The 26,671-nt window shown below is 41.2% G+C and carries 19 protein-coding genes; 7 read left to right on the top strand and 12 right to left on the bottom strand.

Translation table 11 applies throughout. The annotated features are described in order from the left end of the window. The 5 genes from BFS30_RS08735 to BFS30_RS08715 form a co-directional block, all read right to left on the bottom strand. Entirely contained in the window at positions 1–1,200 is a 1,200-nt protein-coding gene (locus BFS30_RS08735; protein ID WP_069378929.1) for a hypothetical protein, read from the bottom strand. Positions 1,201–1,267: 67 nt separating this feature from the next. After that, the gene (locus tag BFS30_RS08730; RefSeq protein WP_069378928.1) at positions 1,268–3,073 is read right to left on the bottom strand and encodes a DUF4397 domain-containing protein; all 1,806 of its coding nucleotides are present in this window, start codon (positions 3,071–3,073) and stop codon (positions 1,268–1,270) included. A gap of 2 nt (positions 3,074–3,075) precedes the next feature. After that, positions 3,076–6,513 carry a TonB-dependent receptor gene (locus BFS30_RS08725; protein WP_157262892.1) on the bottom strand — a complete coding sequence of 1,146 codons (3,438 nt, stop codon included), beginning with the start codon at positions 6,511–6,513 and terminating at the stop codon, positions 3,076–3,078. Positions 6,514–6,757: 244 nt separating this feature from the next. Continuing rightward, positions 6,758–7,672 carry a FecR family protein gene (locus BFS30_RS08720; RefSeq protein ID WP_167353135.1) on the bottom strand — a complete coding sequence of 305 codons (915 nt, stop codon included), beginning with the start codon at positions 7,670–7,672 and terminating at the stop codon, positions 6,758–6,760. 200 nt (positions 7,673–7,872) lie between these two features. Further along, positions 7,873–8,694 (bottom strand): DUF6266 family protein, encoded by an 822-nt coding sequence (locus BFS30_RS08715; protein ID WP_069378925.1) that lies wholly within the window; start codon positions 8,692–8,694, stop codon positions 7,873–7,875. A 322-nt stretch (positions 8,695–9,016) separates the two neighbouring features. Between BFS30_RS08715 and BFS30_RS08710 the strand changes: the two genes are divergently transcribed. Genes BFS30_RS08710 through BFS30_RS08700 form a run of 3 tightly spaced genes read left to right on the top strand, consistent with a single transcriptional unit; the run spans position 9,017 to position 12,026 of the window. After that, positions 9,017–9,859 (top strand): helix-turn-helix domain-containing protein, encoded by an 843-nt coding sequence (locus BFS30_RS08710; protein ID WP_069378924.1) that lies wholly within the window; start codon positions 9,017–9,019, stop codon positions 9,857–9,859. A 58-nt stretch (positions 9,860–9,917) separates the two neighbouring features. Then, complete coding sequence (locus BFS30_RS08705; RefSeq protein ID WP_069378923.1) at positions 9,918–10,604, top strand: ankyrin repeat domain-containing protein; 687 nt, start codon at positions 9,918–9,920, stop codon at positions 10,602–10,604. A gap of 6 nt (positions 10,605–10,610) precedes the next feature. After that, positions 10,611–12,026 carry an amidohydrolase family protein gene (locus BFS30_RS08700; protein WP_069378922.1) on the top strand — a complete coding sequence of 472 codons (1,416 nt, stop codon included), beginning with the start codon at positions 10,611–10,613 and terminating at the stop codon, positions 12,024–12,026. A gap of 63 nt (positions 12,027–12,089) precedes the next feature. On the opposite strand, the gene BFS30_RS08695 is transcribed toward BFS30_RS08700, so the two are convergent. The 5 genes from BFS30_RS08695 to surE all read right to left on the bottom strand — a co-directional run bounded on the left by BFS30_RS08695 (position 12,090) and on the right by surE (position 19,538). Then, positions 12,090–13,625 carry a RagB/SusD family nutrient uptake outer membrane protein gene (locus tag BFS30_RS08695; protein WP_069378921.1) on the bottom strand — a complete coding sequence of 512 codons (1,536 nt, stop codon included), beginning with the start codon at positions 13,623–13,625 and terminating at the stop codon, positions 12,090–12,092. 33 nt (positions 13,626–13,658) lie between these two features. Then, positions 13,659–16,853: a SusC/RagA family TonB-linked outer membrane protein gene (locus BFS30_RS08690; RefSeq protein ID WP_069378920.1), complete on the bottom strand. Its 3,195-nt coding sequence runs from the start codon at positions 16,851–16,853 to the stop codon at positions 13,659–13,661. A 493-nt stretch (positions 16,854–17,346) separates the two neighbouring features. Further along, positions 17,347–18,480, bottom strand: coding sequence for a lipid-A-disaccharide synthase (gene lpxB / locus BFS30_RS08685; RefSeq protein WP_069378919.1), 1,134 nt, complete (start codon positions 18,478–18,480; stop codon positions 17,347–17,349). Positions 18,481–18,499: 19 nt separating this feature from the next. After that, positions 18,500–18,766, bottom strand: coding sequence for a stationary phase survival protein SurE (locus BFS30_RS08680; RefSeq protein WP_069378918.1), 267 nt, complete (start codon positions 18,764–18,766; stop codon positions 18,500–18,502). Continuing rightward, entirely contained in the window at positions 18,756–19,538 is a 783-nt protein-coding gene (gene surE / locus BFS30_RS08675; protein ID WP_069378917.1) for a 5'/3'-nucleotidase SurE, read from the bottom strand. The genes BFS30_RS08680 and surE overlap by 11 nt, the downstream gene beginning before the upstream one ends. Positions 19,539–19,620: 82 nt before the next feature. Between surE and BFS30_RS08670 the strand changes: the two genes are divergently transcribed. Beyond that, complete coding sequence (locus tag BFS30_RS08670) at positions 19,621–22,554, top strand: M16 family metallopeptidase (protein WP_069382356.1); 2,934 nt, start codon at positions 19,621–19,623, stop codon at positions 22,552–22,554. A 98-nt stretch (positions 22,555–22,652) separates the two neighbouring features. Here BFS30_RS08670 and BFS30_RS08665 read toward each other — a convergent pair whose 3' ends face one another. Further along, positions 22,653–22,838: a CsbD family protein gene (locus BFS30_RS08665; protein WP_069378916.1), complete on the bottom strand. Its 186-nt coding sequence runs from the start codon at positions 22,836–22,838 to the stop codon at positions 22,653–22,655. Positions 22,839–22,990: 152 nt separating this feature from the next. Here BFS30_RS08665 and BFS30_RS08660 point away from each other — a divergent pair, with 152 nt between their 5' ends. Then, positions 22,991–23,680, top strand: coding sequence for a hypothetical protein (locus tag BFS30_RS08660; RefSeq protein ID WP_157262891.1), 690 nt, complete (start codon positions 22,991–22,993; stop codon positions 23,678–23,680). Between the two features lie 53 nt (positions 23,681–23,733). Here BFS30_RS08660 and acs read toward each other — a convergent pair whose 3' ends face one another. Then, a complete protein-coding gene (acs, locus tag BFS30_RS08655) occupies positions 23,734–25,626 on the bottom strand; it encodes an acetate--CoA ligase (RefSeq protein WP_069378914.1) in 1,893 nt (630 codons plus the stop codon). Positions 25,627–25,776: 150 nt separating this feature from the next. Between acs and BFS30_RS08650 the strand changes: the two genes are divergently transcribed. Both BFS30_RS08650 and rpmB read left to right on the top strand, forming a co-directional pair. After that, on the top strand, positions 25,777–26,214 hold the full coding sequence (locus BFS30_RS08650) for a hypothetical protein (RefSeq protein WP_069378913.1): 438 nt from the start codon (positions 25,777–25,779) through the stop codon (positions 26,212–26,214). A 187-nt stretch (positions 26,215–26,401) separates the two neighbouring features. Beyond that, positions 26,402–26,635, top strand: coding sequence for a 50S ribosomal protein L28 (gene rpmB / locus BFS30_RS08645; RefSeq protein ID WP_039866682.1), 234 nt, complete (start codon positions 26,402–26,404; stop codon positions 26,633–26,635). Positions 26,636–26,671 lie beyond the last annotated feature (36 nt).

Genomic DNA, 26,671 nt, shown 5'->3' with positions numbered 1-26,671 from the left:
TTAATATACAGGGGGTGCATATTTTCGCTGTATTGTGGTTAAGAAAACTTTTCCATTTACGATTTCCAAGGTATTTACTGTTCCAAACGTCTGTGGGTTATGGGTTCCTGAGTGCACATTTACCAATAGATTGGGTAACATTGCTGCGCCTCCCCAGTCCGCAAATGGCCTTACCAGCCCGTTTTCAAAGCAATTGACGATCGCAAAACTCCCTTCATTGTCATTATAAAGCTCGTAGTGCAGGTAGTTCTCCAAAGAGTTTCCCGGAGGCAGGAAAAAGAAGCGCTGCCAGATTTTAGTGGAGATGTTATTGCTTCCTGCATCCGCGAAGACCGGAAAACTAAAATAAGGATGCACCTTACTGGACTCGGTATCCCGGTGGATGGTGCCCATAAAAGCTTTATTATGTCCATTGACCGCCCGGTCAAACCATTGCCCTTGTCCCTGGTCATAATTTACCAGCGAATAATAGACGTTCATCACATCTTTAATCCCGAAATTCAACATCCCCATCCGCTCAAATTTATCTTTAAACCCTGCGTTTGCATTCCAGAATCCTTTGGAACTCATGTTATAGATATTGACGTAAACCAGGGAATCTGATAAAGGTATTTTATGAAATTGCTCCTGCCTCAGAATCATCCCATTCTCACGGGTATTAAAATCTTTCTGTAGCAGGTGCAGGGTAAAGACTTCTCCTTTCTCCAGGTTCAAAACGGTATCAACCAGCACCTTGCTCCTCAACTGCTTAGGCAATTGCAAAAAGGGGACTTCACTTTTGGGGCGGTAAACAAACATCACCCTTCTTTTTCCTGAAGGCACCTGTGCCCAGCTGCTTAAATCAAATCCATTCAGTATCGGGCCTACAAGTACATTTTCTTTTCCCGGATACTCCGGGTTAAACACAGAAGTACTATTCCCGATATGGGAAGGATAAGGTGGAGCATAGTAGTCTCTTTTGTCCAGAAAATCTCCGATAACTTCCGCGCCTGTGACCGTCCCGCTCCCATCAAATTTAGGCTCAATGAGCATGGTGAAAATCGGAAATTGCTCATTTTTATTTTCTACCGTCAGGTTGTAGGTAAAATTATTGAATACCCTGAGATAAGCCGGGGATTCCATTTTAGTGTATTCGATCTTGCCACAAGCACTTAGGCAAAACAATAAAATGATCAGATAATTTACTCTTATTTTTTTCATCAGTTGTGGTTTAGGTTCGTTGATATCGGGCCTTGGTTAATGGTCCTCCCAGGTTCGTGGTTTCTTGTCAGAGGTTATGCTTAACCACGATCATTTTTGCTTTAAATGCCTCCGGAACCTGATTCCCCGTTCTTCCGATCAGGGCAACGCTATAGATGCCCGGTTCATGAAAGGGGATGGTCTTGGAACCCGAAGTGTACAATTCTTTCCGGGCAATGAAGTTTTCATTGGTCAGGATTTTGATGTCACTCGCCCATACTCCCGGCGTTACCTGAGGGGTAGACCGGTAAGCAAGAATTTCATATTCCCTGCTTGACCAGTCTCCCCAAGTATAAGGAAAGCGCTCAGGTGCCTGCCCCGGTCGGAGGTTATAGACCGCGGGATTGTCTTTTTTATCGCCTAAAACCTGCCCGTTTTTTGCCGTTATTGTCAGATAAGGAACATCGGGACAAAGGTTCAGGAAGCGTTTACTGAATGGCATGGCAAAATACCGGTAATCATACGAAGCATCTTCTTCAGCAGTCCCGGCATGAAGGACTCCACTCAGATCGTTATTGGTAACGACTATTTTAGCCGGCCCCTCGGGTGTCGGATAAAGCCATACGGTATAATTCATTCCCGGATCAAGCGTTCGTTCCATTTGTGCCAGCACTTTTCCAGTCTGATCTACCGCTTCAATTTGATTTTTACCTGTTGATTTTGTCTGATAAGCGCTTGCTGCCGCATACTTTAAGTTTTCAGTAAGTGTCTGGCCATTCAGGCGGAAACTGACCGTTTGTTCCGGCAAAGCATTTACCGCCTGTACCCGGGCGAAAGATTGGTTGACCTCTGGTTTTTTATCAATGATAATTTTGAAGGAATTTTGATATTTAAAATCGGTATAATTCAGTTCATTTTTGAAAAATTCACAACCAAATGGATTGACCACGATGGTATACACCCCGCCAGGCTGATAAGTTTGTATCGGGGCGTAGACAATGTACGAAGGATCGAAAATACTGCGGGGCATGGATGAGCTCGGTGGATCAATAATTCTATTGGGCGTATGGCCCGTTGCTCCTGCGATTTCTCTTCCTTTTTCGTTTAGCACTTTAAACTGATAGGTCCCATATGGGATTTCCACATAGTCGGAAACCTTTTTCAGCGGATCAATATTACTGGTGGCATTGCTCACCGGACGACCATCCGCATAGGCCAGTGAAATTTTCCCATAATGTTCTTCAAATGGTCCGTTAAAATTAGCACGCGGCCCAAGTTTGAAGGACAGGTTAATTACACGAATCTTAAAATAGCCCTTTTTAGGCTCCGTTTCATCGCGGTCTGTCATCAGGTAGTCCGCCTTTCCTCCCATTACGGCGCTATTGACTACATAATAATCCATAGGCTTATTATTCTCCAGGCCGATAGAGAAGTTTGCCATTTCATAGGGATTACCTCCGTAATCAAGATTCTGCAGCGTCAGGTTCAGGGTATGGTCACTGCCAAACAAAGCGGCAGGAACCTGCCATATGGCCCCAACTTTTGCATCTACATTTTCGACACTCCACCAGCTGTTTCCCATACGGCCATCCTGAGGGAAATATTTGGTGCCGGGAAATTTATAGTGATTTTCCTTGTAAGCAGGATCACTGGGATGAATCGGGATCACGAAATTGGTTAAGCTGTCGCCATTAGCAATCACATGATCATAGCCAAATAAATCAATAATTCTTGTTCCCGATAAATTTTCAGTGATGCGTTCTATAGCCGTATCCCTTTGAAAATTAATCTTTTCTTTCTTACAGGAGTAAGACAGCAATAAGCTGATCACAGCTATATAAAACCATTTTGGAGGATGCTGATTGCTGACTTTGTTGTATACTTCTCGAAACATGATTAAAATAGATTATAGGTAAAACCAAGCATTACTTCCATTCCTCTTTTAAAACTGCGGTTCAGGTATTCATTGCCGTACCATTTTCCCCCGGTTCCCGGATTGGCATAAACAGTCTGGATATTTGGATTCAGGATATTTTTTGCATAGCCCTTAAAGAGAATCTTCTTTGCTAACCGCTGACTGAATACAAAATCCAGCATCGGTACCGGACGGGTGTATAAATCCGGTTCTCCTGTCAGGTTAATCTGCACCAGCCTTTCTCCTACCATGTTGAAAGAAGTGGTCAGATCGGTACCTGTTTTTTTATTGGTATAGTTTAACCAGGAATTGATAGAATAAGGCGCTTGTTCAAATAAAGGGCTGTTTTTGGGCGTATGCCTGTCTAAAGATTTACCGGCATTATAACGCGCTGTAGATTTGTTGATGAGACTTCGTGCCAGCATCATATTGGAACCCACAAAGAAATTTTTCAATGGATACCAGATTCTCTCCAGGTCTTTGACAATCTCCATCTCTATTCCCCAGACTTTACCGGTATTCTCATCATTCTGATATTGTATTGTAGGAAACTCAGGATAAGTAGCCGCCAGCCCATCTGTTTTTAAATTGAATACCCTGACCAGTTGGTTCTCGATTTGTTTCCCAAATACGGAGAAAGCCAGTACTTCGCCTGAATTGGGAAACCATTCCCATCTAAAATCCAGGTTTTTCGTATGCTGATTTACCAGCTTTGGATTTCCGATAACCAGTCCCATTTGAAAGGCATCAAATTCAAAAACATTGGTAATTTCTCTCAGTTCCGGCCTTGCTAAAGTCGTGTTAAAAGCCGCCCTGAAATTCATGTTTTTATGAAGTGAATAGTTCAGATTCAGGGAATAATAAGGTTTATAGTTCACGTTGTGAACAGAGTTTGGCTCCACCAGGATCAGCGGAATTTTTGATCCTTCTGCTGTAGGTGCAGACAATGCAGGATCCAGAAATACATTCGAGGTATCAACCACCGATCCTATACTGGTCATTTCAAAACGGACTCCCCCTGCAAGTCTGATCTTTTCCGAAAGGCGGACATCGAGCATGGTATATACCGCATTTGTTTCATAGTATCCTTTATAATTGTTCGGCGATTTCTGGCTGTTGTATAAAAAGCCTCCAAGCGGCATCATCCCCTCCCCTTGTCCAGACAAGGGAGCATGAACGCCGATCACCTCATTGCTCACCAAACGGTCCAGGTCGCCTTCCACATCATACAGCGGCAATGCCCCATATTTGGTGAAATTTGAACCCGGCAGCAACAAATGGTTCTCTGTAAAGCTTCTTTCCCGGAAGAGGTAATTGACCCCTGTTTTAAATTCCTGTTTTTGTCCGAAGAGGTTAAACGGAATGCTTAAATCAGCTTTATAATTGTAATTCTTTTCCTCCAGTTTACGCCACCTCCGTCCGTTAGGCTCTGCCTGGATAATCCCATAGGCACCAAATCCATTTACATATCCGGAGCTAAGTGCATATAAATGTTTGGAATAAGTTTTTATACCGCCGATACTTGTCTCCCCAATCTGGGGCCTCATGTACCAGCCACCACCAGTTGGTGTATAATTGGCAAGGGTTACAAAACGATAATCCGGTTCATTCTGACTGGAATTTGAAGAAGCGATATTGTAGCTTAGCTGTGGTGCATTTGCTCCTTTAGTAATTTTATGCTCTCCCTGGATGTTGAAGATATTTAAGGTCCGGTAAGATTGTTTAATCGAATAGATGTCGCTGGACACCGTTCCCGGTAGTCCTGAATATTGATATCCACCCGCTAAATTTGTCGCGGTACTTTCGCCACCCCAACTCCCCATATATTGAGCACTGATTTCATGACGCTCGTTGAAGCGGTAAGCCAATCCTCCAAGCACCCCGTAGTTTAAAATTTCAGCACCTGTATTCTCCTTATAGGTCTGATATTTACCCATATACAAACCGTTTGGAGTCACATAATTGGGAATATTCCGAAAACTATACACGTCCTTATTGCCAGTAATCACGCCCTGATAAATGCTGTATTGGGTTAAATCTCCCTGATAAGTATCGGTAATCCGCCGGTAATAATTTCCCCCGAGTATTAATCCGATTTTATGATTTTTAAAAACCTTAAAATTATTGCCATAAGTCATGGAGTACAATTGATTCAAGGGTGCTTTTTTATATCCCGTTTTTAAAGCGGGATCGAAGCTCTGCATAATGGAATTAATGCGGTTAACTTCTTTTTGGGTTTCTACACTATAATTGGTATTGGCAATCATTTTCTGGATCGAGCCCAATCCGTCAGGATATTTTTCTGAAAGTGCCAGGAAATCAGGCCTTAGATTTTTATCGTTTATTTTTGTTCCAAGGATTCCCATGTCACTGTTGTAGAAACTATTGTAGTTCCCTCTGTATCCGACATTGGAATTGTATCCTGATTGTGCAACCACCTCAAATGTCTGGGACTCAGGAATAGACTTGGTCTTTAATTCGATAATTCCGGATGCTGCATCGGCCGGCTTATCCGGAGTTACGGTTTTATATACCGTAATGTTATCCAGTAATGATGCCGGTACAAGGTCCAATGGAATAGAGGTGCGGTCGGGATCCGAAGATGCCAATCGCACGCCATTCAGCTGTGCGATGACACTTCGTTCACCTAGTCCCCTGATTGCCACAAATTTCTCATCGGTCACGGTTACCCCTGTCACACGCTGTAAAGCCTGTGTAGTGGTGATACTTGCTGTTCTTTCTATCTGCTGAGCAGAAATAGCGTCCTGAACAACACCTGACAGTCTCCTTTCATCCAACACTGCAGCTTCTGTATTGGCTTTTCTCCTTGCATGTACCGTTACTTCCTTTAGAGCAGTACTCAGAATCTTTAAACCTACATTTTGCACAGATCTGGCATCATCGACACGCAGTTCTGCCGATTGATAACCTATAGATTGAAATTGAAGGGTTACCCCATATCCCGGAATTTTCAAAGAAAAGTTCCCCTGATTATCGGTAAATGTAGAAGCCTGTGCGCCCTTAATTCTTACAGATACCCCAATTAATGATTCTTTCGTCTTATCATCAATTACCTTACCTGTAATCTGGAACTGAGCCGATCTGGTCACCACCGATACAAAGCCATTAAGCTCTACATAGGTAAGTGGCGTACCCGATAATACTTCTTCCAAAGCATGTCTGACGGTAATTTTCGGAGAAGAGATATTCAACTTCTTTTCATAACCTTTAATGAGGTCATCTCTCATTAAAAAGCGGATACCACTTTCTTTTTCAATTGCAAGTATGCTTTCTTTTACGCTTGCATTTTTAATAGAAAGTCTGATCGCCTGGTCTAAGCCCTGACTATGCCCTTCGCTGGCAGACAAGAGACTTACAAATATTAATGTCGTCACCGCTAAAACAAATGAAAATCTCATTAGAAACTTGATTCTATCATTTTTAATTAAAAAAAAACTTACGGATGGATAAGGAATAAATCCTTTTTGCATACTTTTATAGAATTAGAAGGTTACTCTCGGATTTCCGAAAGAATCTGTTAATTAAATAACCAATGTGACGTCCAAATCTTTTGGTTATTGACCTATTTGAAATCGTTCTCCTTAGATGGAGGGCGATTTTTGTGTTTAGTGTAGAATTTTTACATAGCTTTTAGGTTTTATGTTAATAGATGGTAATGACCTGGTCCTTTATTTTATAGTTGAATCCAAACGAAGCACTTAATCCGTCCAGGAATTGATATACAGGCATATTTCCGTCAAGAGTTACTGTGATAGGAATTTGCTTTAATGATTCCGAGCTGATGTTTATAGATACATTATACCACCTGCTGATTTGGTTGGTGAGTTCCAAAAGTGGTGTACCATCAAAAATCAGTTGCCCCTGCTTCCAGTTTTTTACATTTTCAATATTGAAACTGGATTTTTGTGCTCCGGAATGCTGGTTATAGGATACTTGTTCGCCAGGATTCAAAACTGCTAATTCCTGAGCTTCACCATCAGCAAGCCGGTCTACCCTTACTTTACCACTGGTTACCGAAACCAGAATCGGACTTCCCTGAAAGGAGCTGACCTTAAAGGTTGTACCCAATACCTGAGTTCTTAAATTTTCAGTATATATCATGAATGGCTTTTCCCTATTCTTTGTTACTTCAAAATAGGCTTCACCTTTTAAGATCACTTCTCTTTTGTTTCCGGAGAAATCTGCAGAATAAGATAGCGCACTGCCTGGACCGAGATAAACTTTCGTTCCATCCGCCAGGCTAAAGCTGGAATGACGACCCAACGGATTTCTTTGCACCAACTCCAGAGCGTCGGGCTGAGCAGATTTATTCTTTCTAATTGAAATACTGTAAATTCCAATGCCCAAAATCAAGGCTGTAAAGACAGCAGCATAACGCAAAAATACATTTAGCCGTGTTTTTTTTCCCTCTGCATGGCGTGTTTCATTTTCTGCCGCAGGGTTTTCAGATTCCGCTTGAAATTTCAAACTCCATTCCTCTTTCCATTTGGAAAGTCTTCCCTGATCAACCTCTTCACTGGCTGCCAACTCCAAACGTTCGTTTAACAGTTCATTCATTAAATTTTGCCCATCAGAAGTCCTTAAGAATTGATTGATCCTAATCGATTCCTTATTTGAACAGTTCCCCTGCAAAAATTGTAGTAACCCGGTTTTGTTGATAGACTTCTCCATTTTTCCTTAAATGTTCAGTAGTATAATAACCTAAACACATATTTAAGGAGGTAGTACTATCGATGATGAAAAAATATTTTAACAGATCAACCTGGTTTCCCCGGAAGATGCTCCAGTTTGTTCTTTAGCACTTCATATTCCTTTTCCAGATTCCGGAACGCTTTGCTATCTACCCGTTGTCCCCAATTATCCTTCAATTGCTGTAAATAATCGGACTCTACCACATCAAAGCGCTGTTTAATCAGCTGATACTTCTTATTTTGCGCGCGCTCCTCCGGACTCTCGATCTCTCCATTCAGGTTGCCAACATAAGCACTGTTGGAGATGGCCTTACCATCCGCTGCCCGAAAACAGATATAAGCTTCTATTGGTTCCTCCAGGTAATCTTCACGCAAGCCGATAAAATAGGATCCCGCATCTCTGCGACCTGCATTGATACAGGAAGTGGCCCTTTTTTGTAAAGGATGACAAAGCAAAATCATTACGATATCATCATCGCTACCTGTAGTATCCCAGCTCAGCAACACGCCTTTTTCTTTCTTTTCTATTTTCAGATCAGCAGCACCAGGCAGGCTGCCATTGCTCAGGATCACCTTACTATAATCAACCGAAATATTGGGATATTCCCCTTTTAAAGCCTGCTTTTTGATATAAGAGGTGGCCAGATTGTGGGCATTTCTGACTGTTCCTTTTGCTTCCAGTTCAAAACTGACACTGGTAAAATCAGTGATGCTGCTTACCAGTCCCATCGTCACCGACATTGCCTGACGGTTGGCCAGTTGATTTCTGCTGGGTTTACCCGGATCGCCAATGGTACGAACAACAGGTTGCCCGTTGAGCATGTAAAAAACCAGGTTTCGTAATTTTCCGTTTAAGGCCCCCAAAGGGCCATTTGATGCTTTTGCCATATTGAATAGATTAAATATTTAACAATAAAAGTTAACAGCTTTATTAATAACAACATCAATATAGCTAATAAGTTTTGTTAAAACTAATAAATACCCTATAACAAGTGGCCAGTTGCCTGCGATTTACATTAAATTTTCATCTGACAACAATATAGGTTAACAGGACTATCAGGCCCTCCTGGGCCCTCCCAACCTGCCTTCAAAAAAGCAGCAATATAGCCGCAAGTGGAGCCTTGTTATAAGCTCTTCCAAAATGAGAGTACCAGACAAATACAATTATTTATTATCTTTAATTAGATAATAACCCCTGCGAAACCTAAAAATGCTGCTACCAACTGTCGGTATTGAACAAATATTCAATCTTCCCTATACAAAAGAAGATTTTAAAATCGTCCGTCATCAGCCGATCAATATGCCTTCTATTCCTCATGCCCATAAGCATGATTTTTATATGATCTTACTCATTGAAAAAGGAAGCGGCATACATACCATAGATTTTAAAGCACATAAGGTAAAGGATAAAATGATATTCTTTCTTGCTCCGGGGCAAGCCCATCAGTGGGAACTTTCAAAAGATACATCAGGCTATCAATTGATGTTTTCTTTGAAATTCTTATTACCTGGGAGTCAGCGTTTCCCTTATTTTAATTTATCAGCCTCTCCTTTTCTGCCACTGAACGATACCCAGTACGAAAACCTGGTCCAGGAGCTTGAAAAGATGGAGCAGGAAGTGGTTGATTCCGAAGACTTGTATATTGATATCCTTCAGTCCCGTTTACAACTGGTCCTCTTATTAATCAAAAGATGGTATAGTGAAAATTTTGAGGTACAGGAATTTGCTCCTGATCATCGCATTATCAATAATTTTCTAGGCCTTTTGGAAACACATTATACCAGCCACAGTGAAGTTTCATTTTACGCCAATGAAATGAGTGTAACTGCAAACTACCTGAATCAGGTTTGCAGGAAAAAATCCGGAATTACCGCCGGGGATTATATCAGAGAGAGAATTCTATTGGAAGCCAAAAGAATGCTGACATTTACGAAACTCGACATCAAAGAAATTGCCTATACCCTTGGCTTTAACGATACCTCTTACTTTTCCCGTTTTTTCAGGAAATATACCAGCAGCAGTCCTCAGGAATTCCGAAAAATGAATAATTAGTACCCTTGATGTACTAAACAGTCCTACTCCGGTATTTTGGGGAAATATACATTTGCATATGAATTACCGAATTACCTATTTAGTTGCTTTGCTGATCTCCAGCTTATGCACTTTTACCGCATGTTCACAAGAAAAAACCATGGAACCTACGAATACCGGAGTCTTCGATATCATCGCAGCAAAAAACACAAACAAACTTGAACAATGGATTTCCAGTCAGAAGAATCTGGAAGTAAGAAACGAAAAAGGAGAAACGCCTCTTATGGCTGCTACCTATTTAAATAACCTGCCCATGGTGAAGTTATTGATTAATGCCGGCGCCAGTGTAAACGCTCAGGATAAAATATTGAATAGCCCTTTCTTATATGCCGGAGCCTCGGGTTACCTGGATATCGTGAGGCTTTGCTTAAAAGCAGGTGCAGATTATAAAATTTTTAACAGGTATAATGGCACCGCACTTATTCCTGCTTGTGAAAAAGGCCATGTTGAGGTAGTTGCAGAACTCTTGAAAGACAAAGCTTATCCCATTAACCATGTGAACCGCCTGGGTTGGACCGCACTGCTCGAAGCGGTGATTTTAAGCGATGGCAACAGCAAACAGGTACAAATCATAAAAATGCTGATCGAGGCTGGTTGCGACGTCAATATTGCGGATAAGGATGGCGTTACTGCTCTAGCCCATGCACGTCGGCAAAACTTTAAAGAAATCATCACGCTATTAGAAAATGCGTCTTCAAAAAAATAACTAATCATGAAAAAAATATTATTTCTGATCCTCGGTTTCTTCTTCACCCAATCTTCTTTTGCACAAAAGCAAGCGGCAGATCTTTTGATTAAATCGGCTACAATTATTGATATAAAAACCGGGAAGATAATTCCTAAACAAGCAATCGCCATAAAAGGCGGAACCATCATATCCGTTTTCCCTGAAAGCCAGCTGACTAAATATGCTGCGCTAAAAACGTTGGATGCTTCCGGTAAATATGTGATCCCCGGACTTTGGGATATGCACATGCACTTTGGCGGAGGCGAAGAGCTCATCGATGAGAATAAAAACCTCTTGCCGTTATACCTTGCTTATGGAATCACTACTGTACGGGATGCCGCAGCAGATATCAGCCCAAGCGTACTGCAATGGAGAGAGGAGATCGCAGCAGGAAAACTTCAGGGGCCAACGATTCTTAGCTCTGGTCCGAAGCTGGAAGGTTACAAATCAGTCTGGAAAGGCGATATAGAGGTTGGTAACACCAGGGAAATCGGACTGGCACTGGATTCCCTTAAAAAGATGAAAGTTGATTTTGTGAAAATCACCGACAATACGCTTGCTCCTGATCTATTTTTAGAGAGCATCAGGATGGCCCGTCAACGTGGTTACCAGGTTTCCGCACACATTCCCAGCTCACTGACTATGGAACAAATTGCAGCGGCGGGTTTAAGCTCTGTTGAACATCTTGGCTATGCACTTAAAGCCGGATCTAAAGTGGAAAAAGAAATCTCCGCAGCAGTTGCAGCCGGTACGTTAAAAGGCAAGGCTTTTAATCAAAAGGTGATGGATACTTTTGATGAAACCGCAGCATTGTCTACCTATAGAAATATGGCTAAACACGGTATGTATATTACGCCTACCTTATCGTTGAATTACATTCTGGCTTATTTCGAAAAAGACAACCATAAAAACGATGCTTATCTGCAATATATTGGAAAAGGCTTACAAAAGACGTATGAAGGGCGGGTAAAAAGGGTAGAACAAGACGACGCTGAAGCAATTGAATTCAGGCATCAGCTATTTGAAAAAACGGTAAAGACCCTTCCCCTGTTACAAAAGGCAGGTGTAAAAATAATGGCAGGAACAGATGCCGGTTACTTAAACTCGTATGCCTATCCCGGAATCGGTTTACATCAGGAGCTGGAGCTATTGGTAAAATATGGATTAACCCCGCTTCAGGCACTACAGGCATCAGTGATCAATTCTCCTGCTTTTCTGAATAAGACTGCTTATGGAAGCATTACCAGAGGTAAAAAGGCAGACCTGCTGTTGCTGAACGAAAATCCGCTGAAAAACATCAGTGCCACACAAAAAATATACGCAGTAATCGCTAAAGGAGAAGTGCTGGACCGGGCTACCCTGGACCAGATGCTGGAAGGTGTTAAAAAGAAAAATAATTAAGATTTATGGCCAATAAAAAAGCCTGCCGGAAAATTTTCCGGCAGGCTTTTTTATTTCAAACAATTAATACCCCGGATTCTGAGGTCTGAGGTTTGGATTGTTTTTAATCTCTACACTCGGTAATGGGAAAAGCAGGTGTTTATCTGCCAGTTTGGTTGAAGGACTAGCTGGGAATGCATGTCCAACAAAATTATCGAAGCCATTGGTGGTTTCATTGTACACTTTTCTTAAGCGCACCATATCGAACCAGGTGATGCCTTCATAACATAGTTCATGCCAGCGCTCGCGCCAAACCGCCTCTTCAAACTGTGTTTGTCCCAGACCTGAAAGCTCTGGCAATAAAGCACGTTTTCTGATTTTGTTCAGGGCATCATATGCCGCTGCATTTGGCGCACCATCTGCACGGTTCTGAGCTTCCGCATAAATTAACAGCACGTCAGCATAACGGATTTGTGGCCAGTTCAGGTCACTTTGTGTCGTCCCTTTGGTACCAGATGTTCCATTTGCTACGATATCAAAATGTTTAAAAATGTAGGGGGCATTTAATTGTTTCAATGCGCCATCACCACCGGTATAATAGGAAGTGTAGAAGAAGCCTTCTCTGTCCTTGGCCCTTAAATCACCCGCTTCATAGGACTGATAAAATTGAGTCGTTGGAACAGTACTTCCCATTTCATCACTATAAGCAGAAACGTCTTTAAAGTTAGGTAGTAACAATTGCTGCATTGGATTTCCTGTAACGGAAGCCAGGTACTGAATCTGAAAAATATGCTCTCCTTTGTTCTCCTGACTCAAACTATGCAGATCAGCATAGGAAGGAAACAGGTTGAAACCGCCTTCAGTAATGACTTCGCGTGATTTATCTGCGGCAAGTTTATAATAAGCTGCGCCTTTGTTTAATGGCTGACCAGCCATAGTCAGGTACACTTTAGACAGCAATGATTTCACTGCTCCCTTACTCGCTCTTCCACTGGCATCCTGCCATGGAAGTCCGGCAGCTTCTGCGGCAGCTAAGTCGTCGGTAATTTGCTTATAAACAGCCTCTGTTGCAGCTCTTGTTGGATAAAAGTCGGTCGACGTAGCCGTCTGAGGAACGGTAATTAGTGGTACATCTCCATACAATCTCACCAGGTAAAAATAAGCCCATGCACGAAGGAACCTGGCTTCACCAAGGATTTGTGCTTTCCTGGTTGCATCCATCGGGTTGATTCCCGGAACTTTCTCAATCACCAGATTGGTTTGCGCGATTACATTGTATAAACCTGCCCACCAGTTTCTCACCAATAAGTTTTCTCCATTAAAAGACAAGCCTACGAGGTTGTTCAGATCCGAATTCTGTCCGGTTTCTGTTCTTGCCGTTCCGGTAACCATCTCCAGCATGGAGAAATTGGCCACAAAAATACCAGCTCCATTTCCGATAAAGCGGGTTTGGGCATAAGCCGCAGCAATACCAGCCTCTCCATGTTCAGGAATGGTATAATAAGTTTCGGGAGTTAAATTTGATGGATCATTTTCCTCAAGGAATTTTTTACATCCTGTTCCAAGTACGACCAGCGCAATAAGAAGGATTTTACCTGTGTATTTTATATTTAATTTCATGATATATTTAATTAAAATAGACAACTGTCAAAACTATAAACCAACATTTAAGCCGACCATATATGTTGTTGGCTTAGGATAATCGAAGAAGGTCTGACCTTGTGCAAATGCATTGGAATAAGTAGTTACCTCCGGGTCATTTCCAGAGAATTTGGTCGCCAGGAAGAAATTTTGCACACTGGTATAAATTCTCAGTCTGTTTAATTTTAATTTCTTGGTAACGCTTTCAGGGAAATTGTATCCCAATAACAAATTCCTTCCACGAATGAATGAACCATCTTCTACCCAACGGGTATCCACGTTGGTTACATAACCTGCTCTGGTATCACGGATTGCCGCAATAGGGGTATTCTGGTTTTGAGGCGTCCATGCGTTTAGCACGGAGCTGTAACTATTAGCCAAACCAACACGATCTTCGGCAGAGTGTTTGGTCATATTGAGTACATCATTACCTGCCGAATATTGAATTTCGACCGTCAGGTCCACGTTTTTATACTTAAAAGTATTTGAGAATGATCCCCATGCTTTCGGACTTCCATTACCGATAATCATACGATCCGCATCATTAATCTGATAGTCACCGTTCACATCCAGATATTTAACGTCTCCCGGTAATATCGTTTTTCCTCTGTAGTTGTATTTTGCAGCTTCAGCCCGTTCACTTTCACTCCAGGTGCCTAAACGGGTTAATCCCCAGAATGAACCTACTGCTTCACCAACACGGATGATTCCGGTTTCATTGGTGAATCCAGGATTTCCAACGCCAAAAATATCTGCAGGAGTAGCAAGGGAAAGCACTTTATTTCTATTCATGGAAATATTAAATGCGGTATTCCAGGTAAAATCTTCTGTGCTGATATTAACCGTATTAATGGCGAATTCCAAACCTTTGTTTTCCATACTTCCAATATTTCTGGTGATGAAGCTATATCCACTGGTAAGTGGTACTGGCGCATCTAACAGCATATCGGTAGTTTTACGGTAGTATACATCCGCTTCAATATTGATTCGGTTATTGAATAATCCCAATTCCACACCGATATCGGATTGCCCTGTTTTTTCCCACTTCAGGTTTGGATTAGCAAGACGGTTGGTTCCTACACCACCAAAACGGGTATTGTTAAAGATGCCGGCAAAACCAGTTCCCAATACGCCTAAAGAAGAATAACTCGGAATTTCGGAGTTACCGGTTAAACCATAACTCGCACGTAGCTTCAGGTTAGAAATAACCGGACTTCCTTTGATAAAATCTTCTTCTGAAACTTTCCACGCTACTGCAGCTGATGGGAAGAAAGAATATTTATTATTTGATCCGAATTTGGATGAACCATCCATACGACCTGTAGCTGTAAACAGGTATTTATCTTTAAAGCTATAATTTAAACGCCCAAAATAAGAGTTAAATCCAAAGCGTTCTGCTCTTGAACTTCCTGGAAGTGGCTTACTCGCTGCTCCAAAGTTGTTATACTGCAGGTAATCTGTAGAGAAGTTTTCACCTCCTACCGCAAAACCAAAGATATTTGTTTCCTGCCAGGACAAACCCAATAATCCGGTGATGGCATGGTCTTCGCCAAAACGTTTGTTATAAGTCAGATAATTCTCAAATGACCAATAGGTTTCTCTGTTATTGTCTAAAGTAGCGGATCCTTTCTGGTCAAAAGAGATTCCATACAAGCCACGTCCATTGTATTCAGAACGCCCGCGGGTAACAATGTTTGCGCCCAAAACACTACGGAATTCTAAGCCTTCAGCAAGATTAATATTCGCATATGCATTTCCCAGTGTATTCTGTGTTTGTAAGATGTATTTACGATCTGTCAGGATATGAACAGGGTTTGATCCTCCCTCTGCACCGGGATAATTCTGATTATCTGCCCAGGTTCCATCAGGATATTTGACCGGTAAAAAAGGAAAACTCTCTGTGATCATCCTTACCGAGTTTAATCCTCCCGTACCAATATCTACCAGATTTTCGGATTGATTGGTATAGCTTAAACTTCCTCCTACCTTCATCCATTTTTTAATCTGGCTGTCCATGGTGAACCTTCCGGAATAACGTTTCAGATAAGAATTTTTTAATAGTCCGTTGTCATCTCTGTAGTTTAAGAATAAACCATAAGTAGTTTCTGTATTACCACCGGTAAAGCCCAGCTGATGATTTTGAGAAAGCTTATTCTGAGTGGCCTCTTTGAACCAGTCTGTATCATATAAAGGATTTCCATTAGAATCGAACAATAAAGGCAACGTTTTTCTTTTGATTCTTGGATCTACATACTTTCCAGAAGCAAATCCTTCAGGATCGTAGATTTTAGCATTTTCAAAAGCCAGGTTTTCTACCTCAATAAATTCCTTTGCGTTGAGCATTTCCACTCTTTTTGGCCCGATTGTAGGTACGCTAAAATCAACATCATAGCTGATCTTGCCACCAGTGCTGGAACCTTTTTTGGTGGTTACGAGGATTACCCCGTTTGCCCCCCTTGCACCATAGATGGCTACAGAAGAGGCATCTTTGAGCACCTCCACCGAAGCAATATCACCTGGGTTTAAGAAATCAATCGCATTACTGTTTTGCGTTTGTGACCCAACAGGCAGGATTACCCCATCAATTACATACAAAGGGTTATTGGTGGTTTTGATGGAACTGAAACCGCGGATTCTGATATTGGTCTGACCACCCGGGCGACCAGAGTTGGAATTCACCTGTACCCCTGAGATACGTCCCGATAAGGCTTGGTTTAAAGAAGCTGCCGGGCGCTCCTTAAGTTGTTCTTCTTTTACAGATCCTACTGCTCCGGTTACATCAGATTTTTTTCTTGTTCCGTAACCTACCACGACTACATCATCCAGGTTTACCCCTTCTGCAGGGACAAGCTTAATGCTCAAAGGAGTGGTTCCTGATCCTGCAGCACGTGTTTGTGTGGTATAACCGATATAACTGAAAGAAAGCTGTTCAGCAGCACTTTCTACTTCTATACTGAATCTACCCGCTGCATCTGTTACTGTTGATTTATTTGTTTTTAGTGCTTTTATTCCCACACCCGGTACTGGCTGTGATTTTTCATCCAGGACTGTTCCTGTAACAATTATTTTTTGTGATCCCCCCTGAAAGAAAAAAGAAGCATGGGAATTAACACCGGGAATATTCCGCTCTGATGTCGTGGCGTAAGCCTGGATTCCCGTTAGACAGAGCATAGGGAGCCCTGCCAGAACTAAGTGTTTAATTTTCATTTTGTTGTATTTAGGTTAGTAAACTAATTTTTGGGCATTTAAGCATGCCAATCTACCGCAGCATCAATGGTTCTTGATTGAGGATGCTGAAGCGGAAATCAATATTGGATAACACTAAACCGTTTTAACAATTTAGTATCTTTGCTGGGTTGGCTTATCTGGTCATAGGCTTTAGTTAGGGTGAATACTCTGGTTGGCTATCGATATGGGGTAATACGTTTTATCAATCTTTAAAAAAAGTGTTTTAGCAGAATCCATGTGCTCATAGTTCTGTCGTTCCTTTGCACAGCAGAGGACCTAAATCATTGAAAATTAAACGCTAATACGTTTTATAAAATAGCTATGTGATAATTCATCAGAAAATTAAAGACATTCATATTTGGTTAAATTTAGGTTAGTTAATGGTTGCAGTAAATGATCAGGCTCGAAACTAATACGTTTTACTAAATCAATGATAAAGAATAAATCCTAAATTTCAAATAAATATCTCAAACTAAATGTGATTCGGGCTTTTATTGGATTTAAAGCCTTTAAGAAAATTAATGATCAGTTTTGCTGTTCTTTCTGAAGCGCCTGCGCTTCCCATTTTACCAGATAGTTCGGCATAATCCGCTAACATTTTTTTGCGTCCCTCTCCTTCCAGAAGGTTTTTCAGCTCTGCGGTAATCTGTGAGGCATTACAATCTTCCTGAATCAATTCTGTAACCACCTTTCGGTCCATGATCAGGTTGACCAGCGAGATGAACTTTATTTTGACCAGCATCCTGGCAATGGCCACAGAGATTGCTCCCCCACGGTAAACCACTACCTGTGGAACATGAAATAAAGCAGTTTCCAGGGTAGCTGTACCCGAAGCCACAACCGCAGCCTTCGCAACCTGTAACAACTGATAAGTCTGTCCGAAAACAAGGGTTACATTTGTGGAATGGATAAACTGACGGTAATAAGCTTCCTCAAAACTTGGTGCTGCCGCGACCACGAATTGCTGCCCGGGGAAAGCAGCAGTGACACTTAACATATCCGGTAACAGGCGTTCAATCTCCTGTTTCCTGCTACCCGGCAATAAGGCAATAATATCTTTATCCAGTTTATATCTGTTTCTGAATTCCAGATCCGGGACAAATTGTGCGATCTCATCCAGCAAAGGGTTTCCCACATAATCTACCTCCATTCCCCAACTCTTATAAAAATCGACTTCGAAAGGCAGGATACAAAATAGCTTGTCGACAATCCTTTTTATTCTGAGCACCCTTTTCTGGTTCCATGCCCATACTTTGGGAGAAATATAATAACACACTTTAATCCCCTGTTCCTTTGCGAACTCGGCAATTTTGAGGTTAAATCCAGGAAAATCGATCAAAATCAGTACATCGGGATGAGCAACCAGAATATCTTCTTTACATGCTTTCAGGTTTCGAAAAATGGTGCGCAGGTTAAGCAACACTTCGGTGAAACCCATGAAAGCCATTTCTGCATAATGCTTACGGAGTTCTCCACCTTCAGCCTGCATTTTATCACCACCATAATAGCGAAAGCTCGCAGACTCGTCTTCCGCTTTAATGGCCTTCATTAAATTAGCGCCATGCAGATCTCCGGAAGCTTCTCCCGCTACTAGATAGTATTTCATCAGTATATATTAAGATTCGTTATTGATTGATTTTATAGAAAAAGAACACAAATGCCCATAAAAAAGTAGCACTAATAATTCCTCTTCCCAGGTTTTCCTTATTCAGTTTAAAGAAGTAATGCAATAATCCGGCATTGGCAGCAATACAGGCAATCAGCAATAAGTCTGCTTTCGCCAGGAAAGCATAACGGTGCATGAGGAACCAGGCAATACTTCCAAGGATACCGGGGACCAAAATTCCGATCCCCAGACCTAAAAATACCGAATCTTTAACCTTATTTAACATCAAATGTCCAGGAGTTTAAAATTGGGATAGCATGGTGTGCAGTGAGGTCAAACTGTACCGGAACAACAGATACAAAACCATTTTCCAGGGCCCATACATCCGTATCTTCTCCTTTATCATTGTTTTGAAATACACCTGTTAACCAGTAGTAGGGCCGCTCATAAGGATCTTTACGCTCATCAAACTCTTCTGCCCATTTCGCATTTGCCTGTCTGCATATTTTGATACCTTTCAGCTCCGCTCCTCTCGGGAAGTTGACATTCAATAAGGTTGCCTGCGGCAGACCATGCTTCAATACTTCTTCAGAGATAGATTTAATAAACTTTTTGCAATGGCTGAAATCTGCACCTTCAGAAAAATCATCCAGAGAGAATCCTATGGAAGGAATTCCTTCGATTGCTCCCTCAACAGCTGCAGACATCGTTCCTGAGTAAATCACATTGATAGAGTTATTCAGTCCATGGTTAATTCCTGAAACACATAAATCAGGTTTCTTACCTTTGAAAATCTTATTTACAGCCAGTTTCACACAATCTACCGGAGTACCGGAACATTTGTACATTTCTACACCCTCGTAAAGATCAACGCGATCAAAACGCAATGGTTTTCCGATGGTAATGGCATGCCCCATTCCCGACTGCGGGCCATCAGGTGCTACGACAACAACATGGCCAAGCTCTTTCATCACATCAATCAGATTTTTGATTCCAGGTGCCGTGATTCCATCATCGTTTACCACTAAAATATTAGGTTTAGAATTTTGTTTCGTCATGTCTGTAAAAATACAAGATTTCGAGAGAATGTTCAGGAATAATGCACATTCCCGATTATATTTGAGTTATAACTTATTAAACATGAAGAAGAAATTATTACTGCTCGCCTGTTTTCTGATTACAGGAACGAGCATAATGGCTCAATCCGGTTTTCAATGGAAAACGGCAAGCTCCGGTGGTTATACGTATAAATACGTCACCAATGACCCTACAAAATCCCGTTTTTATACTTTAAAGAATGGATTAACGGTTATTTTATCAGCAAATGCAAAAGAACCAAAGATTGAATACCGCATGAGTGTCAGAGCTGGCAGTAATACAGATCCACGTACTGCCACGGGGCTGGCACATTACCTGGAGCACCTTCTTTTTAAAGGAACGGATAAATTCGGGACTTTGGATTTTGCGAAAGAAAAACCTTTATTAGATAAAATTGACGGTCTTTATGAGCAATACAATAAGACTACCGATCCTATAAAGCGTAAAGCCATCTATGCTCAGATTGACCAGACTTCCGGTGAAGCATCGAATTATTCTATTGCTAATGAATATGATAAAATGATGAAAGCGATTGGTGGCCAATCCACCAATGCACATACCTGGTATGAAGAAACGGTTTATAATGAAGATTTTCCTTCCAATGCGACAGATAAGTTTCTTGCTTTACAGGCAGAACGTTTCCACAATCCTATTTTCCGTATTTTTCATACTGAACTGGAAGCTGTTTATGAGGAGAAAAACCGCGGACTGGATGAGGATGCCTGGAAGGTAGAAGAGAAAACGGCAGAATTGTTATTCCCTACCCATAATTATGGCCAGCAGACCACCATTGGAACAATAGAGCACCTCAAAAATCCTTCTTTGGTAGAAATCAGAAAATATTACAACAAATATTATGTCCCGAACAACATGGCACTGGCTATGGCGGGAGATTTCAATCCGGATGAAATGATTAAAAAAGTAGATCAGTCTTTCTCTTTCATGCAGAATAAACCAGTGGAACTGTATCAGCCTGCTCCGGAAAAACCTCTGACAAAAATCCAAAAACTGGACATCTATGGTCCAAGTGCAGAAAGCGTTCGCCTATCTTACAGAGGATATGCAGAGAACAGCAATCAAAGTTTACTACTGGATCTGATCTCCAGCATCCTTGCAAATGGGAAAGCCGGTTTGATTGACATCAACCTGAACAAACAGCAAAGCGTGCTTCGTGCAGGTGCAGGTTATCAGCAAATGAAAGATTATGGCGTCTTTACATTGAACGCTCAGCCTAAACAAGGGCAGACTTTAGAACAAGCCAAACAACTGCTGCTGGACCAGATCAATATTCTGAAAAAAGGAGAATTTGATGAAAGCCTGATCAAAGCTACAGTTGCCAATCAAAAATTAAGTTTATTGCAATCTTTCGATAACAATGATTTTCGCGTGGAGACGATTACCAATGAATTTATTCTGAATCGCGCCACTAAATGGGATAAGTCTTTAGGCGGACAAGATGCCATGGCAAAGCTGACTAAAAAGCAGGTAACAGACTTTGCCAATCAGTTTTTTAAAGACAATTATGTCATCACTTATAAGCATAAAGGCGAAGACAAAAGCATTGCAAAAGTAGAGAAACCGGCCATTACCCCGGTAAAGACCAATGCTACCGAAACCTCTCCTTTTGCAAAGAATTTATTGGCCATGCCTTCCACAGAGATTGCGCCTAAGTTCCTGGACTACCAGAAAGACCTTTCTTTTGGTAAAGCAGGAATCGCTGACGTAATTGAAGTGCAAAACAAAGAAAACAGCATTTTCCGGTTAACTTACCGTTTTGAGATGGGTGCATGGAATAATAAACTAATGCCTTATGCTGCTCAGTACCTTGCATTCCTGGCTACAGATAAATATAGTGCGGAAGAAATCAGCAAGGAATTTTATAACATTGCCTGTAACTATACTTTCTCGGTAAGTAATGAAGTAGCAACTATCAATATCAGCGGATTACAGGAAAACTTCGATAAGGCTGTTACCCTGGTAGAGCACATTTTAGCCAATTGTAAGCCCAATGAAGAAGCTTTGACCGGACTGAAAAGCAGAATACTGAAATCCAGAGAAAACAACAAACTAAATAAAGCAATGATCCTGAACGGATTAATGAGTTATGCACAATATGGAGCCAGCAATCCTTCCAATTATACTTTAACGAATAATGAGGTCAATAACATTACCTCTGCAGATTTACTGGCTATTCTGCATAATGTGAATAACTTTGAACATACCATCACTTATTATGGGCCGCAGGATTTAGCTGAATTTACAGCGAACATCACGAAGCTGCATAAACTTCCGGCAACCTTTACGCCTGAGCCTCCGGTAAAAAAATTCGTTTATACCAATAATACAACCAATCAGGTTTATTTTGCAGATTACGATATGGTGCAGTCAGAGATCCGGTGGGTAAGAAACGCCGGTAAGTATGAAGCCGATCTTGCAGGCAAAGTGAACCTGTTCAATAGCTATTTTGGCGGTGGTATGGGCTCCATTGTTTTCCAGACCATCAGGGAATCTAAGGCATTGGCTTACTCTACTTTTGCAGTGTATTCGGCTCCAGACAGAGCAGACAAACAATACGCAATGGTAGCTTATGTTGGCAGCCAGGCCGACAAGATGAATGATGCGGTAAAAGGGATGAACGAGTTGTTGACTGATCTGCCAGAGTCGGCTAAATCATTTGAAGCCTCCAAATACAATGCAATGAATGTAATTGAAACGGACAGGATCAGTAAAGATGGCATCATTGCCAGTTATTTTGCCAATAAAAAACTGGGAATAGATCATGATGGCAGAATTGATGAATACAATGAACTGAAACCCTTAACTTTTACAGATATCAAAGCTTTCCATACCAATAATGTAGCCAATAAGCCTTATAATTATTGCATTGTTGCTTCAGAGAAAAAGGTAAAATTAGAGGATATGCAGAAATTTGGAACGGTTAACAAATTGACATTAGAACAGATATTTGGTTATTAAGAACTGATTTTCCGGGCTGGTCCCGACCTTTATTAAAAGTATCAAAGGAAAAGCCCTTGCTGCAAATTTACAGCAAGGGCTTTTTTTATGATCAATTGTTACAATGATTTGATCCAGGTGACCAGTTCATCACGGGTCTTTCCTGTTTTCTGTTGTAACTTTCCATACAACTCCTCATCTTTCCCCTCTTCATATTTCAAATCATCATCTGTAAGATCCGCATAAGCTTGTTTTACTTTACCCTTGATCTCATTCCATTTTCCTTTTAATTCTAACTTATCCATGATCCGTTTTTTTAATGTTAACAATAAATAGATACCATAATAACAGCTTTGGAAAATTTTTGTTTGATTTCATGTAACCTTTGGCCAGTTCTTTTCATCTAGTATGATAAGGGATTTCCTGATTTCCAACTTATAAAACAACACAAACTGATATGAAAAAAATATTTTACGCCTCCCTTATTTTACTTTCGCTGTTCCAAAGTTCCTGCACCATGGTGATTAAAGGCCTCGTTAAAACTGTTGTGAAAGGATACAATAACCATACAGAAATGAATGTCTCTTCATTCCAGCTAGCAGACCAGGAAGGGAAGAAACATAGTTTTGCCAGCTTATATGCAGGAAAGACAGTTTATTTCTATGTATGGGCAAATAAATCAAATCGCCCGCCGGGAGAAAAGAACGAAGACTATATTGCATTAAAAAAACGCTTTGCCAAATATTCAGATGTGGTATTTGCAGACTTCTATATTGGGACAGATCAGGCAGCATGGACTGCTGATGATCAAAAGAACACTGGTCAAAATAGTTATTTCCTTGTTCGGAATGAAGCTTCTAAAAAGTTCTTTGCTGCCTTAAAAGAATCGACAATGGTTCCTTTTATCATCGGAAAAGATGGAAAAATGCTGGCTTTTAAAGGTCCAAAAGCACAAGACCATACTTTGATTGATTATGTGCTTTATGAAGCAAGAAATGGTGTGGACGGGACCGCTGCGGCTAAAACACTAATCAGAGGAGTGAATAGCGAACAGAAATTTAAGACACAGTTATTAAAGGATTGGTACCAGGGTCATTTCAATAAGAGCCCTGAAAAGGTAAATTTCAGTGTTTCTTCTACACAATAAAAAGGAAGCCCGCTGTTTATTCAACAGCGGGCTTCTTTAATCTATTAAAAATCTTACTTCTGAGATTTTTCAATGATTTCTTCTACTACTGCCGGATCCAGCAAGGTAGTAATGTCTCCAAGGTTGGAAGTATCTCCTTCGGCAATTTTCCTTAGGATCCGTCTCATAATTTTACCAGAACGTGTTTTGGGCAATCCGCTTACAAAAAGAATCTTATCAGGTTTTGCAATCGCACCAATTACACGGGTTACGGTTTGAAGGATATCCTTACGCGTCAGGTCAGCATCTTCATGGTGGTTCGGGAAGATCACAAAAGCATAAATTCCCTGACCTTTTACTTCATGGGGGAAGCCAACGACCGCACTTTCCACCACTCCGGCATGCATATTAATCGCATTTTCCACTTCAGCAGTACCGATACGGTGACCAGATACGTTGATGACATCATCTACCCTACCTGTAATTCTATAATAACCATCCTCGTCTCTCAGACAACCATCACCAGTGAAATAAAGGTTTTCATAAGTAGAGAAATAGGTCAGTTTACAACGCTCATGATCTCCATAAGTGGTGCGCAACATTCCAGGCCATGGAAATTTAATACAAAGGTTTCCGCTTACGTTGTTTCCTTCGATCTCATTTCCGTTTTCATCTACTAGGATCGGTTGGATACCTGGCAATGGTAAAGTAGCAAAACTAGGCTTTGTTGGGGTTACATAGGCAATCGGGGAAATCATAATTCCACCAGTTTCTGTTTGCCACCAGGTGTCTACGATCGGGCATTTGCTTTTTCCGATGTTTTCATCAAACCAGTGCCATGCTTCTTCATTAATCGGTTCACCTACCGATCCAAGGACACGAAGAGAACTCATGTCGATGCCATTCAGCGGCTCCAGTCCAAAGCTCATTAAGGAACGGATCGCTGTTGGTGCAGTATATAATATGTTTACTTTATGTTTTTCTACCACCTGCCACATTCTGGAAGCATCCGGATAGGTTGGAATTCCTTCGAACATCAGGGTCGTTGCTCCCTGAGAAAGCGGACCATATACGATATAAGAATGACCTGTGATCCAGCCGATATCAGCAGTACAGAAAAACACTTCGTCTTTCTGGTAGTTAAATACGTTGGAGAAAGTATATCCGGCATAGACCATATACCCGCCAATGGTATGTACTACTCCTTTAGGTTTCCCGGTAGAGCCGGAGGTATATAATATAAATAACAAGTCTTCGGCATCCATTTCTTCGGCCGGGCAATTGGTATCTACCAGTTTTATTTCATCCTCCCACCAGATATCACGGCCTTTCAGCATGGATACCGGTGTACGGGTATGCGTTAACACGATCACACGTTCCACGGTCGGGCAACCGATCAGGGCATCGTCAATCACTTCTTTCAACTGAATTTGTTTGTTTCCTCTGAAGGCACCATCGGCAGTGATCACTACCTTACATTCGGCATCATTGATCCTGTCGGCAATAGATTTGGCAGAGAAACCACCAAAAACTACAGAATGGACTGCTCCGATCCTTGCACAGGCAAGAACAGCAACTGCAAGTTCAGGCACCATGGGCATATATATACATACCCTATCTCCTTTTTTAACGCCGTTTTTTTTCAGAACATTTGCAAAGCGGCACACTTGCTCATGTAATATTTTATAGCTTAGGGTAATACTATCCTTTTGAGGATCATTTGGTTCCCAGATAATGGCCGGTTTATCTCCATTTTCTGCAAGGTGTCTGTCAAGGCAGTTTTCGGTAATATTTAACTTTGCCCCTTCAAACCATTTAATGGTTGGTTCGGAGAAGTTCCAGGACAATACTTTGTCCCATTTTTTTCTCCACAAAAATTTGTCTGCTATACCGGCCCAGAACTGTTCGGGCTGGTCAACGCTCAATTTGTAAGTTTCCTGATACTCTTCAAAAGAATTAATTTGCATGATTTGGTTTATTTCATCAACTAAAACTCAAATATAACTTTATTAGAAAGCTAACAAAATTTTAATCACAGGTTTTAGCAGCATTAACGTTTTCTTTTTAAACCAAATACCACGTTGGATTGTCTATTAATTACCTCCAAGCAGCGACCTATGAGTAAACAACTATTCGACCAGATTTCAGAAACCCTCAGACGGGCAGAGCTGGCCAATCAGCATTACCGTACCGATTCTTTAAAATGGAATCTGGACACCCATAAAGCTCAGCATCAGCACCTCCGGGCCTTGCTTCAGGAAATTTACGAGGTGCTGCTTCCGATGACTATCGTATCTATGATGAAGTCTATTGCACTTCCGGGGATTTCCGATCTGGAACTTCATGAGGTACAACATCCGCAGTTAAAAACCCTGCATAAGGCTTACGGGGTAACCCCTACTTTATATCATTTACAGGAACACAGGCAGCTCTGGCTACAACAGATTGGAAAGGAAGAACAGCCGGAACTCGTACATTATATTAATGACGCCAGGCGTTACGTACTTCAATTCGAGAACCTTTTAGGCGATCTGGAAGAGGCTGTGATCGTTTAATCCGGGAAAATGTTGTATATTGCGGCCCAGGAGCATATTCAACGGGAATCTAAGCTACAGTTCACAACGTGCTGTAAATAAATTGAAAAAATTTTAGAAACCTACTTGATGATTACAAATATTTTATTGATATTTGCACACTCTTAAAAAATTAAGAAAGAACAATTAACACACTATATTTAAAGGCATGTCTAGAGTTTGTGATTTAACCGGAAAAATGGCAATGACAGGTTTTAATGTTTCTCACTCAAACGTTAAAACTAAGCGTAAGTTTTATCCCAACTTACAACTTCAGAAATTTTATATTCCTGATGAGGATCGTTGGATAACACTGAAAGTTTCTACTTCAGCTATCAAAACCATCAATAAAATTGGTATTACTGAGGCGATCAACCGCTTCATGAAAAAAGGATATTTGTAAATAACAATGGTTGATGTGAATCGACCTTAAGATTAA

The sequence above is a fragment of the Pedobacter steynii genome, from assembly GCF_001721645.1.
Lineage (GTDB): Bacteria > Bacteroidota > Bacteroidia > Sphingobacteriales > Sphingobacteriaceae > Pedobacter > Pedobacter steynii_A.
Note: the sequence above shows the minus strand (reverse complement) of the source record. Positions and strands in the feature narration are given on the sequence as shown.